This window comes from Arcobacter cryaerophilus gv. crypticus (genome assembly GCF_002993025.1).
Lineage (GTDB): Bacteria > Campylobacterota > Campylobacteria > Campylobacterales > Arcobacteraceae > Aliarcobacter > Aliarcobacter cryaerophilus_B.
Genome location: NZ_NXGI01000017.1, coordinates 63,191 through 80,194 on the forward strand (window position 1 = coordinate 63,191; position 17,004 = coordinate 80,194).

Here is a 17,004-nt window from a genome sequence, read left to right on the forward strand (position 1 = left end):
AATTTAGAAATTTTGGTACTATTTTTGTGCCTCTTTATATACTTTTTTTATCTAAATACTCTCTAAACTCTTTTGCCCCATCTTTTGAGCTAACAATAAACTCATCAATACCACTAAAATATATCTCAAGCTTTGATTGCTCAACACTTTTTATAGATTTAATCTTATCAACATTTACAATGTAAGATCTATGAACTCTAAAAAAGTTTTTATCTTTTAATATCTCTTCTAAATCCCCAATCTTCTTTTTTGCATAAACAAAATTCTCTTTTGTTCGTATAATAATCTCATCTAAATCAGCTTTTATATAAAAAATATCATCCATTTCAACTAAATAAATTTTATCAGAAACTTTTCCTAAAATCTTTTTTGAATTATCTTTTTTTTCCTCTTTATACAAAGATATTTTTTGTAAAGTTTTTTTTAGTTCACTATCTTCAATTGGTTTTAACAAATAACCCATTCCACCTTTTTTAAAAGCATCCAAAGCATACTCTTCATAAGCTGTTTGAAACACTATAAAAGTTTTTGGCTCAATATTAAGTATTAGTTCAGCTAGTTCTAAACCACTAAAATTTGGCATAGAGATATCCAAAAAAGCAGCATCAAATTTTGTTTTAGATACCTCTTTTATTGCTTCAAAAGGGTCACTAAATTCAACTATATCAAAAATATTGTTATCATTTAAAACTCTTTTTAATCTAGCAAGTGCCAAACTCTCATCATCTACTATTAATACTTTCAATTTTTGTCCTTTAAAATAATAGAAAAAGCCATATTGTTATCATCTGCAAAATACTCAAGCTCTCCTACATTTAATATTTTTAATCTATTCTCTAAATTTGATAAACCTGTTTTAAATTTAATATTTGAACTCTTTTTGCCATCATTTAAAACTTTTATAGAGTTTTTATCAAATTTGATATAAATATTTAACTCTTTTCCCAAATAGCCGTGTTTTATACCATTTTCAACCAAAAGTTGAATTGAAAATTTTGGTATTTTTTCATATTGTAAATTTGAGTAATCATCTATGTGCAAAACAATTTTATTATCAAATCTAATATTTTCAATTCCAACATAAGTTTGCACCATTAAAATCTCATTTTCAAGTGTAACTAAACTCTCTTTATTTATTGCGTTTCTTAAAAATTTCGATAGTTGCAAAACTGCATCTTCTGCCTTTTTTTTATCGCTATAGATTAGTTGTGAAACCGAGTTTAAGGCATTAAATAAAAAGTGAGGATTTAACTCATTTTCCAAAGATTTTAGTTTTGATTCTATTATCTCTTTTGCTATTTGACTATTTTTATTTTTTAAGAATACAAATTGATGTAAAATCAAAGCCATCAAAAGTGTTAAAAAACCAACAACAACTGCAATACTAAACCAAAAAGAGCTAACTAACACTACAACTTCAAAATTTGTATTTAAATATAAAAAAAATGCTGATATAAATCCAAAAAAACCAGATAAAAATGAAAAAAACAGACTAAAAATATACCAATATTTTTTATCAATTTTTGGAAGAATAAATCTATTTGAAGAGCTTATTAAAATCATTGCAAAAATAGCTATAAAAAAAGCTGTGCTAATACTAAAAATAATTGTTGAAAAATTTTGTAAATCTTTATTTAAAAAATAGAAAATCAAAGATTGGAAAAAACCAAATAGTATTCCAATTATTAAGATATTTAACCAATCTTTTGATGATATTATAAGTTCATCTTGTGTCATTTTAAACCTTTTTTATTTGTGACATCTTATCTAAATTAAGTTTTGGTTTAAAACTTTAACCCCTAAAGCAACTCCAGGCCAACCTTGCCCTGCAAAAACACAATCTCCAATATTGTAAAGATTTTTAAAAGGTGTAGTTGAGCTTGGAATTTTAAAAATATTTTTAAGATTCAAAGGTGTTGCTCCACAATTAAATCTATTTATATATCTTTTAAATGTTTTACTAGTGGCACTAAACTCTATTTTTATATCATCTTTTTTAATATCAGAAATATTTTTCAATAACTCATCAATTATAAATTTTGTTGTCAACTCTTTTTGTTTTTCATACTCATCTTTTGATAACTCATTCCAAAAAAGAGCCTTTGTATGAAAAGATATAGTTACAGAGTAACCATTTTTGGATAGTTTTTCATCATCTTTGTGACTAAAAGATACAAAAAAACTCTTTGAAGCCGCATTTGGAATAGTATCTTTTAAAATAATTTGATAGTGATTTAAAAACTCTTTTTGTGAATCTATTTTTAGATAAATTACAAAAGCACTTTGATCATAAAACTCAAACTTTTTATAGTAATTTTTAATATCTTCATCTAAAAAAATTTCACTACACTCAAAAACAGGAACATTTAAAACAACTTTTGAAGCAAAATACTCATCTTTTGATGATATTAGTCTATAAAATTCGCTCTCTTTTTTTATATATTTTATCTCTTCACTTTTTTTCACATCTATATCTTTTAACATATCATCAAACAGTTTTCCCATTCCACCGTTTGCATAAAAAATTTTGTGAAAAGGGTATGATAATGCAATTGCAAAAGATAGAAGTGGAATATCTTTTGAATTTGATTGAAGTGTAATTTGAAGTTGAGCATCTATAAAATCTTCATACTCTTTTGAAATATCGCCTAAAACCTCTTTTATAAAACTTTTTGCACTTTTAAACATCAAAAATTTATACTCTTTAAAAAGTATTTCAACTGTTTTTAGAGTTTTTAAGTATGAATTTAAACTATATTTTGCAAAATATATATCTTTTAATCTCCAAAATCTCTCATCTATATCTTTTAGAGTTTGCCAAAAATATCTATTGTTTTTATGGTAAAAAACACTATTTAAACTCTGTATAAACTCTTCAAAATCTGTTTTTCTATCTATAATTTTTCCATTTATTATTGTTCTATATGCATAAGAACTCTCTTTTAAATCAGGTGTAAATTTTGCTTCATCAAAAATATCTTTTATTATATGATTTTCTTCATAACCTACAAAAGTTGTAGCTCCACTATTAAAATAGTTTCCAAATCTTTTAAAAGTAGATGCTGTTCCTCCTAAGTTTTTATCTTTTTCAAATAGGATTAAGTCTTTGTCTTTATTTAAAATAGAGATTAAACTTCCACCTATTCCGCTTCCAATTACAGCTAAATCAATTTTGTTCATTTAAAAGTCTTCAAATCACTTCTAAGTGCTAGTTTTGATGGGTATGGATTTAAAAATTGTTGATTTTTTAAATAAGCTATATCAAATCTATTTATGTAAATATTAAATATCTTAATTACGCTAATTAGTGGAATTACCCTATTTTTAAAATCATACATGCTCTCTAAAATATCAACTTTTTCCTCTTTTGTTATATGTTTTTTGAAGTATCCAAAAATATGAAGCAAAATATTGTAAGTTTTATTTAAAGTTGATTTTGTAGCTATTACTTTTAAAAACTCAGCCTCATAATCTTTATATATATCTTCAATATCTTTTTTCTCATTATTTGCAACTATTTTTCCTAAAATTTTATATGAATTTTGTGATTTTGAATATATTAAATATTTATATGAAGTATGAAACTCTATTAAATTTGAGATTTTTTTCTCTTTTTTTAATAACTCTTTCAAACTTGCATAAGAGTAAACTTGCATTAAAAAGTTTTCTCTAAGCCAAGCATCATTTAATCTACCCTCTTCTTCAATTGGAAGATTTGGCAACAACTCTTTTAATTTTTTTGCAAAAACACCAACTCCATTTTTAACTGATGGAGCATTAAAAGGTTGATAAACTTTAACTCTCTCCATTCCACATGAAGGTGATGCTGATTTTAAAATAAAACCACATAAATCATCGCCACAAGCTTTCAAAGCCATTTTTTCACAAGCATCTTCTAAAATAGTAGTTACATCTTTTGACTCTTTTGTAGATGTAAATATTTTAAGCTCACCATCTATTGAAACTTGTCTAATAGCATCTCTAGGTGCATTCCAAATAGAATTCTCAGGACAATATGGTAAAAGAGTGAAATAATCTTTTAAACTATTAAATACAAACTCATCTTTCGCACCATGACCATCATATCTGCACATATTTCCTAATAAACAAGATGAAACTCCCAAAATCATAGTAAAGCCTTTTTTTATTTTATTTTATAATATAAAAAAGCTTTTTTGTATAGTTATTTTATAAGTTAATAATAATTTATTAAATCTATTTTAAATCTTGCCAAGAATTAGCAACTCCAACAGATACTTTTAAAGGAACATTTAATACAAAAATATTTTCCATAATCTCTTTTATATCTTCTGTTACTTCATCAATATACTCATCTTTTACCTCAAATATAAGCTCATCGTGAATTTGTAAAAGCATTTTTACATTTGGATTATCTTTATATTTTAGATGAATTTTTATCATAGATAGTTTTATTAAATCAGCTGCACTTCCTTGAAATAGTGTATTTACAGCCTCTCTTAAGTATGCAGCTTTTAGCATTGGACTTGCACCTTGAAAATCAAAAAATCTTTTTCTATTTAATAGTGTTTTTACATAACCTTTTTCAATAGCTTTATCTTCTATAGATTTAAAATAATCTTTTACACTTTTAAATGCTTCAAAATATGAGTCAATATATGCTTTTGCCTCTTTTGTTGAAATTCCTAAAGTATCTGATAGTTTTTTACTTCCCATTCCATATAAAAGCCCAAAGTTAATTGTTTTTGCAACAGCTCTTTTATCTTTTGCTTCATCTTCTCCAAAAATTTTAATAGCAGTTTGTAGGTGAATATCTAAATCTTGTCTAAAAGCATTTACAAGTGCTTCATCTTGTGAAAAATGAGCAAGAAGTCTAAGCTCAATTTGTGAATAATCAACTCCAACAAGCTTATAACCATCACTAGCCACAAAAGCTTTTCTAATTTGAATATCACTAAAAGCTCCAACAGGAATATTTTGCAAATTTGGATTTTTTGAGCTTAATCTTCCTGTTGTAGTTCCTGTGTGTAAAAATGAAGAGTAAACTCTATTTTCACTATCTTTTAATCCAAGCTCTAAAAGTGGTTCAATATATGTTGAGTGAAGCTTAAAAGCCTCTCTATATTTTAGTAAAAGTGGAACAGCTATATGATTATCTTTTAAACTATCCAAAACAGACTCATCTGTACTATAACCTGTTTTTGTCTTCTTAGAAGATGCAAGTCCAAGCTTTTCAAACAAAATAACACCCAACTGCTTTGGAGAGTTTATATTAAAACGCTCACCACAAGCTTCATAAATATTTTGTGTTAAATCATTTAGATAAACAAGGCTACTGTCTTTATATTTTTTCAAAAGCTCTACATCTACTTTTATACCTTTTTGCTCAATACTTGCTAATACATAAATAAAGTTAAACTCCAACTCAAAAGCTATATTTAAAAGCTCCTCTTCATCTCTTTGTTTAAAAATCTCAAGCTGTTTATTAAAAAGTTTCAAAGTCATCAAAGCATCTTCTGCTGCATATTGTGTTGCTTTTTCTAACTCAACACTTGAAAAATCTTCACCTTTTTTTACTGTTTGACTAAAAGGAATCATATCTATTTGAAAATATTTTTTTATTTGATAATCTATTCCAACTTTTTCACTTGTATCTAAAAGCCAAGATAAAATCATAGTATCAGCATATAGTTTTAAATCCAAATCAAAATTGTTTTTTACAATTTGCCAATCATATTTGAAGTTTTGAAAAACAAGTTTATATCTATTTAAAATCTCTATTGCTTTTTTAGCAGCATCAACTGAAATTTGATTACCAACTCCTAAATAGTTATGTGATATTGGTACATAATATGCTTTTTTATCTTCATAACAAAATGAAAAACCTACTATTTTTGCTTTTGCAGTATCAAGATTGGTTGTCTCTGTATCAAATGCAATTATTGCATCTCTTGGAATTTTGTTTATTGCTAGACTTAAATCATTTTCATTGTTTAATAAAATATACTCAAGTTGCTGTTCAATTGCTTGTTTTGGAATTTGCGTTTTATAGTTTAAACCATTTTTATTTACTCTTTCGATTATCCTATTCATATCATAAGACTCTAAATCTGAAGCTATTTTTAAAATTGGATTTTCTAATGGTAAAGAGAACTCATCAATATTTGATATAAAGTGGCAATCATCTTTTAAAGTTACAAGTTGCTTTGATAAAAAAGCATTATCTTTACTTTCAAGCAAAAGCTCTTTTGTTCTTTTTTTATCAATATTTTCAATATTTGCATATATATTTTCCAGTGTTCCAAATTGCTCTATTAAAGTTTGTGCAGTTTTTGCTCCAACTCCTTTTACTCCTGGAATATTATCAGCTGTATCACCTACTAGTGCTTGATAATCAGTAAACTGCTTTGGAGTAACACCATATTTTTCTATACATTTTGCTTCATTAATTATCTGTTTTTTTGTTGGATCAAACAAATATACACTATTTGCATCATCAATTAGTTGATATAAATCTTTATCATGAGATACAATTCTCACCTCAAAGCCCTTCTCTTTTGCATCTTTTGCGATTGAAGCCACCATATCATCTGCTTCATATCCAGTTCGTATTGCTATTTTAAATCCCATTTTCTCAACCCAAGAAATAGCAACAGGAAGTTGAGTTAATAAATCTTCTGGAACATCTGGTCTTTGTGCTTTGTAGTTTTCAAATAACTCATTTCTAAAAGTATTTCCTTTTGCATCAAGAGCAAAAACTATATAATCTGTTTTAAAATCTTTTCCAATTCCAGCAACAAAGTTCATAAATCCAGTTAAAAGTCCAGTTGGAAAACCACTGCTTGATCTTAAAGGTGGAAGTGCAAAATAACTTCTAAATAAAAATCCAAATGTATCAATTATTGTGATGCTTTTTTTCATAAATCTTCTTTCAATGTGAGTTTAGAGATTTTATAATATAATAATCCCATTTAAAAATGGGTTTATTGTAAAATTTAAAATTTAAATATCTTAATAATTTTGATTTATCTTACTAAAATTTTATTCCAAAAAGGCGAAATTATGGCAAAGAAAAAAAATACTCTATTTGAGTGCCAACACTGTGGAGAACAATCTAGCAAATGGCTCGGGAAATGTCCTAGTTGCGACTCTTGGGATAGTTTTATAGAGTTAAATGAAGTACAACAAGAGGTTTTAAAACAAACTATAACAGCTAGTAGTTCAAGTTCAAAAGCAAGACCAATAACAGAGATTTTACAAGATGATGTTTCAAGGTTTTCATCTTTTAACTATGAATTTGATTTAGTTTTAGGAGGAGGAGTTGTTCCTGGGAGTTTAACTTTAATTGGAGGAAGCCCAGGAGTTGGAAAATCAACACTTCTTTTGAAAGTTGCAGGAAGTATTGCAAAAAGTGGTAAAAAAGTACTTTATGTATCAGGAGAAGAGAGTGCTGGACAAATAAAACTAAGAGCAAACCGTCTTGATGCAAACCACAAAGAACTTTTTTTATTAAGTGAGATAAAACTTGAAGAGATTATGAGTGAGCTTTTAAGAGAAGATTATGAAGTTTGTATTATTGACTCAATTCAAACAATCTATTCAGGTCATTTAAACTCAAGTCCTGGAAGTGTATCGCAAGTGCGAGAGATTACTTTTGAGCTTATGAGAAAAGCAAAAGAGTCAAATATTGCTATGTTTATAATTGGTCATATTACAAAAGATGGAAGTATTGCAGGTCCACGAGTACTAGAGCATATGGTTGATACAGTTTTATACTTTGAAGGAGAAGCAAGCAGAGAACTTCGAATGTTAAGAGGTTTTAAAAATAGATTTGGTTCAACTAGTGAAATTGGAATTTTTGAAATGACACAAGAAGGACTTGTAAGTGCAAAAGATATAGCTAGCAAGTTTTTTGATAAAAGCAAAAGTCAAAGTGGTTCAAGTTTAACTGTTAGTATGGAAGGAAGCCGTGCAATTATTCTTGAAGTTCAAGCGCTTGTTTGTGAAACAACTTTTCCAAATCCAAAAAGAAGTGCTACAGGATTTGATACAAACCGTTTAAATATGCTTTTAGCTCTTTTAGAGAAAAAATTAGATTTACCTTTTAATCACTATGATGTTTTTATAAATATTAGTGGTGGAATAAAAATTAAAGAAAGTAGTGCAGATTTAGCAGTAATTGCTGCAATAATTTCAAGTTTTAGAGATAGACCAATTTCAAAAGAGTCTGTTTTTATAGGAGAAGTTAGTTTAACAGGTGAAATAAAAGATGTTTACTCGATTGATTTAAGATTAAAAGAGGCTCAAGCTCAAGGAATTAAAAAAGCAATAATTGCTCAAAAAACAAATCTAAAATTAGATTTAAAAACTTTTGCAGTTGATGAGGTATCAAAAGTAATAGAGCTTTTTTAAGCTCTATTACTAAATCTAATTTTTATTTGCTAAAGCTCTTTTTTGTGCACCTTCAATAAGTCTTGAAGTTGAAACAATAGCTCTTGTATGCGTCCCTCTTCCACAAACTCCTGCACTATCACTTACTTCAATCTCAAACTTATAAAGTTTTCCTTCCATTCCTACAAAAGTTGCTGTTGAAATAGCTACATCATTTTCCAAAGTTGCTGCCATATGTGTAATATTTACATTTACACCAACACTTTTTTCATCATCTTTTAATAGTGGTAACATTAATTTTGCAGCACTACACTCCATCAAAGCTATCATTCTAGCTGTTGCAAAAACTTCTGGAAAAGTTAAATCAGCTGATATATTTAGATTTGATGCTAAATCTTTTTTCTCAACTTTATAGTCAATTGATGCCTTTTTCCCTACAGTTAAACTCATCATCTCTCCTTGGATTTATTTTAAAAGTAATATACTATTAGAAATATATTAATTTAGGATAAAAAATGATAGATTTTGAAAATCAAACAGATTTTTTGGTGGATTTAGTAGCACTTGAAAAAATAGTTACATCTCTTACAACAAAAGATTTAGAGTTAATCATTGTAGATAATCAAACAATAAAAGAGATAAATTTTGAATATAGAAAGAAAGATGAAGCAACAGATGTTTTAAGCTTTCCAGTTGATGGTGATTTCGAGCATTTACCTTTAGGAACTATTATTATTTCAATAGATTTTGTAAAAGAAAAAGCAAAAGAGTACGGGCATAGCGAAGAAAATGAGTTGAATTTACTTTTTATTCACGGTCTTTTGCATCTTTTGGGGTATGACCATGAAGTTGATAATGGAGAACATAGACAGAAAGAAGAAGAACTTATAATAAAATTCAATCTTCCTTCTAGTTTAATAGTGAGAAACTCTTAAACTAAGAGTTTGTACATTTGCTACAAACACCACTTAAGACAATATTTGTTGAATCTATTTTAAAAGGAGTAAGTTTAGAAACTTGCTCTACTATATCACTTGAATCAAGCATAATATCTTCAATAAATCCACAATCTTTACAAACTAAGTGAGCATGTTCTGTTTTTATTAACTCATAAACAGATTTTTCATTTGGGATTTTAACTTCACTTAAAAAAACTCTCTCTACCATAGAGTTTATATTTTTATAAATAGTTGCAAGAGAAACAGATGGAAATCTTTGTATCAATTTTCTATAAATTTCATCAATATTCATATGTCCATTTGTATATAACTCTTCAACAATAGCAACTCTTTGTGGAGTAACTTTTAAGTCATAGTCTTTTAATAATCCTGAAATATTAAGCATAAATTTTCCTTTTTTATCTTATAAATAACAAATTTTCACGATTATATCAGAAAAAAAATCAAATTATTCTTGGAAATTATCAAATAATAAATTTTATTAAAAAATAGAGTAATAAATATTTCATCTTTACCTTTTAAAAATAAAATATTTGATACAATTTACCAAAAAAATGGAAACAAACCTTGTATAAATATCTAATAATCTTTATTTTTAGCACACTTTTAAATGCACAAAATTTAAAAATAGCATCTTATAATGTAGAAAACTTCTTTGACTTAAACTACGACAAAACAGAGTACAATGAATATATTCCAAATAATAAATCATTATGGAATCAAAGAAATTTTAATATAAAATTGGAAAATATAGTAAAAATAATAGAAGATTTAGATGTTGATATTATTGCTCTACAAGAGATAGAAAATGAAAATTTAATCAAACTATTAAAACAAAAATTACCACAATATTCATATTATAACTTTACAAAATATCCGTCTAGTGCCGTAGGGCTTGGTTTCTTATCAAAAATTCCAATCAAAAATAGCCAAAATCTAAATGTAAAATTCCAAAAAGGAGTTTATAGACCAATTTTAGAAACAACTTTTAAACTAGAAAATATAGAATTTAAAATTTTCAACAACCACTGGCCTTCTAAAAAAGCTGGTGAAAATTATAGAGTTAAATATGCAAAAACTTTGTACGATAGGCTAAAAGAGCTTCCGAATGATTACTATTATATTTTATTGGGTGATTTTAACTCTGATTACAACGAGTTTCAAACATTTAAAAATAATAAAAGATTAAATATTACAGCTGGTATTACTGGAATAAATCATATTTTAAATACAATAGTTGATGATAAATTTGTTATTTTAGATGAAATTAATAGCTTTGATAAAAAAGTTCACTACAATCTTTGGTTAGAACTTCCTACAAATGAGAGATTTTCAACAAAATTTAGAAAACAAAACAACACACCTGACAATATTATAATAAGCTCTTCTTTGGTAAATAATAAAGAGTTTTCATATACAAAAGGCTCATTTTCAGTCTTTAAACCAAATTATTTATTTGAAAAAAATGATATAAAACGATGGAAAATGAGCGAAAATAGAAATGAAAAAATGCATAAAGGTGAAGGTTTTTCAGACCACCTTCCTATTTTCGCACTATTTTCAACAAATAATTTAAATAACTCAAACCATACAATAAAAAAATTAGATGAAAATATTGAAAAGAAGCTTAAAATATCATCTCTTTACAATAAAGAAAAACTTCTATTTCCAGTCTTTTTAGAAAATATTATAGTTTTGTATAAAAATGGTGACAAAGCAATAATAAAACAAGAAAACAATAGAGCAATTTATATTTTTAAAGATGCAAAAGATTTAAAACAAGGCTTTTCATATAATATTCAAGTAAATCAAATCTATGATTTTTATGGTTTAAAAGAGATAAAAGATTTTAATATTTTAAAAGAAAATAGTAGTTTTAAAAACTATAAAGATTTATTTTTAGATGGCTCAAAAATAGATATTTTTGATTTTAAATATGAAAATGAAGTGATTACAAATTTAAAAGGTTTTATTACTAAAGGTAATTTACAAATAAATGGTGGAAAAACTATTAGATTATTTGCAAAAGATAAAAATATTTTGCCAAAAGATGGTTCTACAATTGAAATATTAAATGCTCAATTAGGCTCTTTTAGAGGAAATATGCAAATAATTTTTCACACAAAAGATGACTACAAAGAGTTAAAATGAATCAAAAAAGTAGCCAAAAGAATAGCCAAAAAAGTAGATTGTTAAAATCAATTTTTACAAACAGTTCTGGTATTTTAGTATCAAGAATTACAGGTTTTATAAGAGATTTAATGACTGCTTCAATTTTGGGAGCAAATGTTTATTCTGATATATTTTTTATAGCATTTAAATTTCCAAATTTATTTCGTAGTATCTTTGCAGATGGTGCTTTTACACAAGCTTTTATTCCTTCATATGCAAAATCAAAGTATAAAATAAGATTTTCATCTATTATCTTTTTACAAATTTTAGCTTTTTTGATTGTTTTATCTTTGATTGTTACTCTGTTCTCACATCTTTTTGCAAAAGCTTTTGCTATTGGATTTAGTGAAGAAACAATTAATTTAGCTGCACCACTTTTTGCTATAAATTTTTACTATTTACCTCTTATTTTTGTGGTAACTTTTATGGGTGCACTACTTCAATATAAACACCATTTTGCTACAACTGCATACTCAACAGCACTTTTAAATCTTTCAATGATTGCTAGCTTGATTATTGCAAAAGGGCTTGAGCAATATACAATTACATTTTATCTATCTTTTGGTGTTTTATTTGGTGGAATTTTGCAAGTAATCGTACATATAATTGCTATTAAAAGAGCAAATTTAGGAAAAATTTTTACATTTAAAAATAATAAGAAAAAAGAGGAAAATAAGTTTTATAAAAATTTCTTTGCAGCAACTCTAGGCTCTTCAACTATGCATATTTCGGCTTTTATTGATACATGGTTAGCTTCAATGCTAATTAGTGGTTCTATATCGTATTTATACTATGCAAACAGAGTTTTTCAGCTACCTCTTGCAATTTTTGCAATAGCAACTTCAATAGCACTTTTTCCAATGATTGCAAAAGCTATAAAAAATGAAGATGAAGATGAAGCTTTAAAACTTATGAAAAAATCAGCTCTGATTTTATTTGCAGTTTTAACAATTTCAATGATTATTGGTATAGTTTTTGATAAATTTATTATTGAACTTCTATTTCAAAGAGGTGCTTTTACAAGTGAAGATACAACAAATACAGCACTAATTTTAAAAATGTATTTAATCGGACTTTTACCTTTTGGATTAGCAAAAATATTCTCACTTTGGTTATATGCAAAAGAGCAACAAATACTAACTGCTAAAATATCAGCACAAAGTTTAGTAGCAAATATTATATTTTCTTTAATTCTAATAAAACCTTTTGGAGCAGCTGGTTTAGCTTTTTCAGGAACACTAAGTGGTTTTGTACTATTTTTTCTTACTCTTAGAGCTTTTGGATTTGATAAATTTATAAAAATGTTTAAGAACTCTTAGTTTTAGTAAACATTTGATAAAATCTAAAACTTTTTTTTAATTTTAGGAAATATATGATAAATTTTTTCAAACAATACACACCATTTTATAAAAACTACAAACTGCAGATTTTTTATGCTCTTATTGGAATTATCCTAGTTGCAACAGCAACAGCTGGAACAGCTTATGCAATTCAACCTCTTTTGGATGATATTTTTATAAACAAAAATGCAGATATGCTCTATATTATGCCAATAATTGTAGTGGTTTTATATACTTCAAAAGGTTTTGGTGGATATATTCAAGCATATTTTATCTCATATATTGGGCAAGATATCACAAGAATTATAAGAGATAGACTTTTTTCTCATGTTTTAAAATTAGATTTAGATTTTTTCCAAAAAACGCACGGTGGAGAGCTTGTAAGTAGAATAATAAATGATATAAATAGAATTCAAAGTGCTGTTTCAAGCTATTTAGCAGAGATAATAAGAGAGAGTTTAACAATAGTAGCATTAGTTGGACTTGTAATTTATCGCTCACCTGAACTTGCATTTTATGGACTTATTGTTTTACCTTTGGCTTTTTATCCTTTAAGCTTACTAGCAAAAAAGATGAAGAAGCTATCTTTTAAATCTCAAGAGAGTAACTCCGATATTACATCAAGTCTTACAGAATCTTTTAATAATATTGAGATAATAAAAGCAAACAACACTGAAAATTTAGAGGCAAAAAAATTTAGTGTATTTAATATGATTTTCTTTAAATACAATATGAAAGCAGTAAAAACAAATGAATTAACATCTCCTCTTATGGAAATATTAGGAAGTTTAGCATTTGGAGCTGTTATATTGGTTGGTGGAAGTAAAGTTATTAGTGGTGAACTTACAACTGGTGAATTTAGCTCTTTTATAGCAGCACTTTTTATGCTTTATACTCCAATAAAAAGAATATCTGGTTTATACAATAAAATGCAAGATGCACTTGCAGCAAACGAGAGAATAAATAGTATTTTTGAAAAATCTCCATCTATTACTTCTGGTGAAATAGAAAAAATAGATAATATAAATAGTATTAAATTTGAAAATGTATCTTTAAAATATGATGATATTGAAGCTTTAAAAAATATAAATCTTGAAGCAAAAAAAGGTGAAATAATAGCTCTTGTGGGAGATAGTGGTGGTGGAAAATCATCTTTAATAAATTTATTAGTTAGATTTTATGACTCAAGTGCAGGAAAAATAACTTTTGATGATATAGATATAAAAGATTTATCTTTAAAAACTTTGAGAGAAAATATCAGTGTTGTAACTCAAAGAGTATATATTTTTAATGATACAATCGCAGCAAATGTATCTTATGGTGAAGAACTTGATGATTTAAAAGTTATAGAAGCTTTAAAGCAAGCCCATGCTTACGAATTTGTTTTAAATATGAAAAAAGGTATTAATACAATTTTAGATGAATTTGGAACAAATTTAAGTGGAGGTCAGCGACAAAGAATTGCAATAGCAAGAGCTTTATACAAAAATCCAAAAATATTAATTTTAGATGAAGCAACATCTGCACTAGATAATAAAAGTGAATCTTTAATAAGTAAAGTAATAGAAGAAGTTAGCAAACAAAGAGTTACTTTTGTAATAGCTCACAGATTAAGCACTATAAAAAATGCTTCAAAAATTGCTGTGTTTAAAAATGGAGAAATTGTTGATATTGGAACTCAAAAAGAGCTTTTAGAAAATAGTCTTGAATACCAAAGATTATATAATTCAGCAAATATTTGATTATTTTTTGCTAATATATTTGAATTTTGAAAAAAGGAAAGCCTTTGTTTAGTTATGAAAATTTGAAAAAAATACTATTCTTGTTTGAACCTGAAAAGGCTCATAATATTGCTGAATGTGGTTTAAAACTTGTTGGAAAATGTAAGTTACTAAAGAACCATTATGAAAAAAAGAATTTTATAAGTGATGAAAGACTTCATCAAAAAATTTTTAATGTGAAATTTGAAAATCCCGTAGGTCTTGCGGCTGGATTTGATAAAAATGCAACAATGGTTAAAGCTATGAAAAGTATGGGATTTGGTTTTACAGAGATTGGAACAACGACTCCAATGCCACAAGATGGAAATCCAAAACCTAGAATGTTTAGATATCCAAATGAAAAATCTGTTCAAAATGCGATGGGTTTCAACAATTTAGGAGGTTTTGAGGTTTTAAAAAATCTAAAAAAAGTTTACCCTTTTTCTATTCCTATTGGAGTAAATATTGGTAAAAACAAAACAACTCCAGAAGAGTATGCTTTAAATGACTATAAAAATTTAATCAAAAAGCTAGAGGCTTATGGAGATTATATTGTTATAAATATATCAAGTCCAAATACTCCAAATTTGAGAGATTTACAAAATGAAAAATTTATAAATGAACTTTTTTCTATGGCAAAAACTCTTACAAATAAACCGATTTTATTAAAAATTGCACCTGATATGGAAGTACAAACAGCAATAGAGCTGTGTAAAAGTGCTGTAAATAGTGGAGCAGCTGGGATTATTGCAACAAATACAACTATTGATTATAGTTTAGTTCCAAATTGTAAAGATTTTGGAGGATTAAGTGGTACTTGTTTAAGTGAAAAATCGGCATTTTTATTTAAAGAAATTGCAAAAGAGCTTTATGGAAAAGCTATCTTAATAAGCGTTGGTGGAATTTCAAATGCAAATCAAGCTTATGAAAGAATAAAAAATGGAGCTTCTTTGGTGCAAGTATATTCTAGTTTAATTTTTGAAGGACCTTCAATGGTTAGAAAAATAAATCAAGAGTTACTAGAACTTTTAAAAGCTGATGGTTATGATAATATTTCTGAAGCTATTGGAGCAAATTTAAGATAATGAGAAAATTCTTAAAAATTTTTATAATTTATATTTTTATTGGAGAGTTTATGAGTGCAAATAGTTTGCCAAATTATTATACAAAAAACTTAGACAATGGATTACAAATTGTTGCAATTCCTATGGATAACAACACAAATGTAGTCTCTGTTGATGTTTTTTACAAAGTTGGAAGTAGAAATGAAGTTATGGGGAAAAGTGGAATTGCTCATATGCTAGAACATTTAAACTTCAAATCAACAAAAAATCTAAAAGCTGGAGAGTTTGATGAGATTGTAAAAGGTTTTGGTGGAGTAAATAATGCAGGTACAAGCTTTGATTACACGCACTATTTTATAAAAACTTCATCAAAAAATACAGATAAATCTCTTGAACTTTTTAGTGAACTTATGCGAAATTTAACTTTAAATGATGAAGAATTTCAACCAGAACGTGATGTTGTAGCAGAAGAGAGACGTTGGAGAACAGATAATAATCCAATGGGATATTTACAATTTAGAGTTTTTAATAATACTTTTGTTTATCACCCATATCACTGGACTCCAATTGGATTTATGGATGATATTAAAAATTGGAGTATTGAAGATATAAAAGATTTTCACTCAACATATTATCAACCAAAAAATGCAATAGTAATAGTTGCTGGAGATATAAAAAAAGATGATGTTTTTTCAATGGTTGAAAAACACTTCAAAGATATAAAAAATACAAAAGATATTCCAAATTCAATTCACACAGTAGAACCAAAGCAAGATGGTGAGAGAAGAGCAATTATAAATAAAGAATCAAATGTACAAATGCTTTCTATGACTTACCATATTCCAAATTTTGAACACGAAGATCAATTAGCTTTAAGTGCTTTATCTCAACTTTTAAGTAGTGGTAAAAGCTCAATTTTACAACAAGTTTTAATAGATAAAAAAAGATTAGCAAATAGTGTTTATGCATATAATATGGAATTAAAAGATCCTGGAGTTTTTATGTTTATGGCTGTTGCAAATGAAAATGTTGATGCTTTAAAAATAAAAAAAGAGATTTTAGATATAATATCAAAAATTCAAAAAGGTGAAATACAAGAAAAAGAGTTGGATAAGCTTAAGATAAATACAAAGGCTGACTTTATCTACTCTTTGGAAAGCTCTAGTGATGTAGCTTCTCTTTTTGGAACTTATCTAGTTCGTGACAATATAAAACCACTTTTAGAGTATGAAGCAAATTTAGAAAAACTAAAAGTTGAAGATATTGTAAATGTTGCAAAAAAATATTTAGTAAAAGAGAACTCAACAACTCTTATTTTAAAAGATGATAAATAGAAAGG

At 26.7% G+C, this 17,004-nt stretch carries 14 protein-coding genes; 7 read left to right on the forward strand and 7 right to left on the reverse strand.

The window, feature by feature from the left end:
• Nucleotides 1–34: 34 nt before the first annotated feature.
• The 5 genes from CJ670_RS07745 to polA form a co-directional block, all read right to left on the reverse strand.
• Complete coding sequence (locus CJ670_RS07745) at nucleotides 35–745, reverse strand: LytR/AlgR family response regulator transcription factor (RefSeq protein ID WP_105939536.1); 711 nt, start codon at nucleotides 743–745, stop codon at nucleotides 35–37.
• Complete coding sequence (locus CJ670_RS07750) at nucleotides 742–1,737, reverse strand: sensor histidine kinase (RefSeq protein ID WP_105939537.1); 996 nt, start codon at nucleotides 1,735–1,737, stop codon at nucleotides 742–744. The genes CJ670_RS07745 and CJ670_RS07750 overlap by 4 nt, the downstream gene beginning before the upstream one ends.
• A 30-nt stretch (nucleotides 1,738–1,767) precedes the next feature.
• Complete coding sequence (locus CJ670_RS07755) at nucleotides 1,768–3,180, reverse strand: phytoene desaturase family protein (protein WP_105939538.1); 1,413 nt, start codon at nucleotides 3,178–3,180, stop codon at nucleotides 1,768–1,770.
• Nucleotides 3,177–4,130 (reverse strand): YbgA family protein, encoded by a 954-nt coding sequence (locus CJ670_RS07760; protein WP_105939539.1) that lies wholly within the window; start codon nucleotides 4,128–4,130, stop codon nucleotides 3,177–3,179. The genes CJ670_RS07755 and CJ670_RS07760 overlap by 4 nt, the downstream gene beginning before the upstream one ends.
• Nucleotides 4,131–4,215: 85 nt before the next feature.
• The gene (gene polA, locus CJ670_RS07765) at nucleotides 4,216–6,900 is read right to left on the reverse strand and encodes a DNA polymerase I (RefSeq protein ID WP_105939540.1); all 2,685 of its coding nucleotides are present in this window, start codon (nucleotides 6,898–6,900) and stop codon (nucleotides 4,216–4,218) included.
• A 141-nt stretch (nucleotides 6,901–7,041) separates the two neighbouring features.
• Between polA and radA the strand changes: the two genes are divergently transcribed.
• The gene (radA, locus tag CJ670_RS07770; RefSeq protein WP_105939541.1) at nucleotides 7,042–8,391 is read left to right on the forward strand and encodes a DNA repair protein RadA; all 1,350 of its coding nucleotides are present in this window, start codon (nucleotides 7,042–7,044) and stop codon (nucleotides 8,389–8,391) included.
• 15 nt (nucleotides 8,392–8,406) lie between these two features.
• On the opposite strand, the gene CJ670_RS07775 is transcribed toward radA, so the two are convergent.
• Entirely contained in the window at nucleotides 8,407–8,820 is a 414-nt protein-coding gene (locus CJ670_RS07775) for a thioesterase family protein (RefSeq protein WP_105910753.1), read from the reverse strand.
• Nucleotides 8,821–8,885: 65 nt separating this feature from the next.
• Between CJ670_RS07775 and ybeY the strand changes: the two genes are divergently transcribed.
• Nucleotides 8,886–9,305 (forward strand): rRNA maturation RNase YbeY, encoded by a 420-nt coding sequence (gene ybeY, locus CJ670_RS07780; RefSeq protein WP_105910754.1) that lies wholly within the window; start codon nucleotides 8,886–8,888, stop codon nucleotides 9,303–9,305.
• 1 nt (nucleotide 9,306) lies between these two features.
• Here the strand turns inward: ybeY and CJ670_RS07785 are convergent, their stop codons facing one another.
• Nucleotides 9,307–9,714, reverse strand: coding sequence for a Fur family transcriptional regulator (locus CJ670_RS07785; protein WP_105910755.1), 408 nt, complete (start codon nucleotides 9,712–9,714; stop codon nucleotides 9,307–9,309).
• Between the two features lie 182 nt (nucleotides 9,715–9,896).
• Between CJ670_RS07785 and CJ670_RS07790 the strand changes: the two genes are divergently transcribed.
• The 5 genes from CJ670_RS07790 to CJ670_RS07810 are packed head-to-tail and all read left to right on the forward strand — an operon-like array spanning nucleotide 9,897 to nucleotide 16,999.
• Nucleotides 9,897–11,480: an endonuclease/exonuclease/phosphatase family protein gene (locus CJ670_RS07790; RefSeq protein ID WP_105939542.1), complete on the forward strand. Its 1,584-nt coding sequence runs from the start codon at nucleotides 9,897–9,899 to the stop codon at nucleotides 11,478–11,480.
• Nucleotides 11,477–12,820, forward strand: a complete 1,344-nt coding sequence (murJ, locus tag CJ670_RS07795) for a murein biosynthesis integral membrane protein MurJ (protein WP_105939543.1) — start codon at nucleotides 11,477–11,479, stop codon at nucleotides 12,818–12,820. The genes CJ670_RS07790 and murJ overlap by 4 nt, the downstream gene beginning before the upstream one ends.
• 53 nt (nucleotides 12,821–12,873) lie before the next feature.
• Nucleotides 12,874–14,583 (forward strand): ABC transporter ATP-binding protein, encoded by a 1,710-nt coding sequence (locus CJ670_RS07800; protein ID WP_105939544.1) that lies wholly within the window; start codon nucleotides 12,874–12,876, stop codon nucleotides 14,581–14,583.
• A 44-nt stretch (nucleotides 14,584–14,627) separates the two neighbouring features.
• Nucleotides 14,628–15,686 (forward strand): quinone-dependent dihydroorotate dehydrogenase, encoded by a 1,059-nt coding sequence (locus tag CJ670_RS07805; RefSeq protein WP_105939545.1) that lies wholly within the window; start codon nucleotides 14,628–14,630, stop codon nucleotides 15,684–15,686.
• Complete coding sequence (locus tag CJ670_RS07810; RefSeq protein WP_105939546.1) at nucleotides 15,686–16,999, forward strand: M16 family metallopeptidase; 1,314 nt, start codon at nucleotides 15,686–15,688, stop codon at nucleotides 16,997–16,999. Before CJ670_RS07805 ends, CJ670_RS07810 begins: the two co-directional genes overlap by 1 nt.
• The last annotated feature ends 5 nt before the right edge of the window (nucleotides 17,000–17,004 follow it).

What these genes read in the sequence shown, in the direction of transcription:
- CJ670_RS07750 (WP_105939537.1), bottom strand. Translation starts at nt 1,737, where the DNA reads ATGACACAAGATGAACTTATAATATCATCAAAAGATTGGTTAAATATC.
- CJ670_RS07755 (WP_105939538.1), bottom strand. Translation starts at nt 3,180, where the DNA reads ATGAACAAAATTGATTTAGCTGTAATTGGAAGCGGAATAGGTGGAAGT.
- CJ670_RS07760 (WP_105939539.1), bottom strand. Translation starts at nt 4,130, where the DNA reads ATGATTTTGGGAGTTTCATCTTGTTTATTAGGAAATATGTGCAGATAT.
- polA (WP_105939540.1), bottom strand. Translation starts at nt 6,900, where the DNA reads ATGAAAAAAAGCATCACAATAATTGATACATTTGGATTTTTATTTAGA.
- radA (WP_105939541.1), top strand. Translation starts at nt 7,042, where the DNA reads ATGGCAAAGAAAAAAAATACTCTATTTGAGTGCCAACACTGTGGAGAA.
- CJ670_RS07775 (WP_105910753.1), bottom strand. Translation starts at nt 8,820, where the DNA reads ATGAGTTTAACTGTAGGGAAAAAGGCATCAATTGACTATAAAGTTGAG.
- ybeY (WP_105910754.1), top strand. Translation starts at nt 8,886, where the DNA reads ATGATAGATTTTGAAAATCAAACAGATTTTTTGGTGGATTTAGTAGCA.
- CJ670_RS07785 (WP_105910755.1), bottom strand. Translation starts at nt 9,714, where the DNA reads ATGCTTAATATTTCAGGATTATTAAAAGACTATGACTTAAAAGTTACT.
- murJ (WP_105939543.1), top strand. Translation starts at nt 11,477, where the DNA reads ATGAATCAAAAAAGTAGCCAAAAGAATAGCCAAAAAAGTAGATTGTTA.
- CJ670_RS07800 (WP_105939544.1), top strand. Translation starts at nt 12,874, where the DNA reads ATGATAAATTTTTTCAAACAATACACACCATTTTATAAAAACTACAAA.
- CJ670_RS07810 (WP_105939546.1), top strand. Translation starts at nt 15,686, where the DNA reads ATGAGAAAATTCTTAAAAATTTTTATAATTTATATTTTTATTGGAGAG.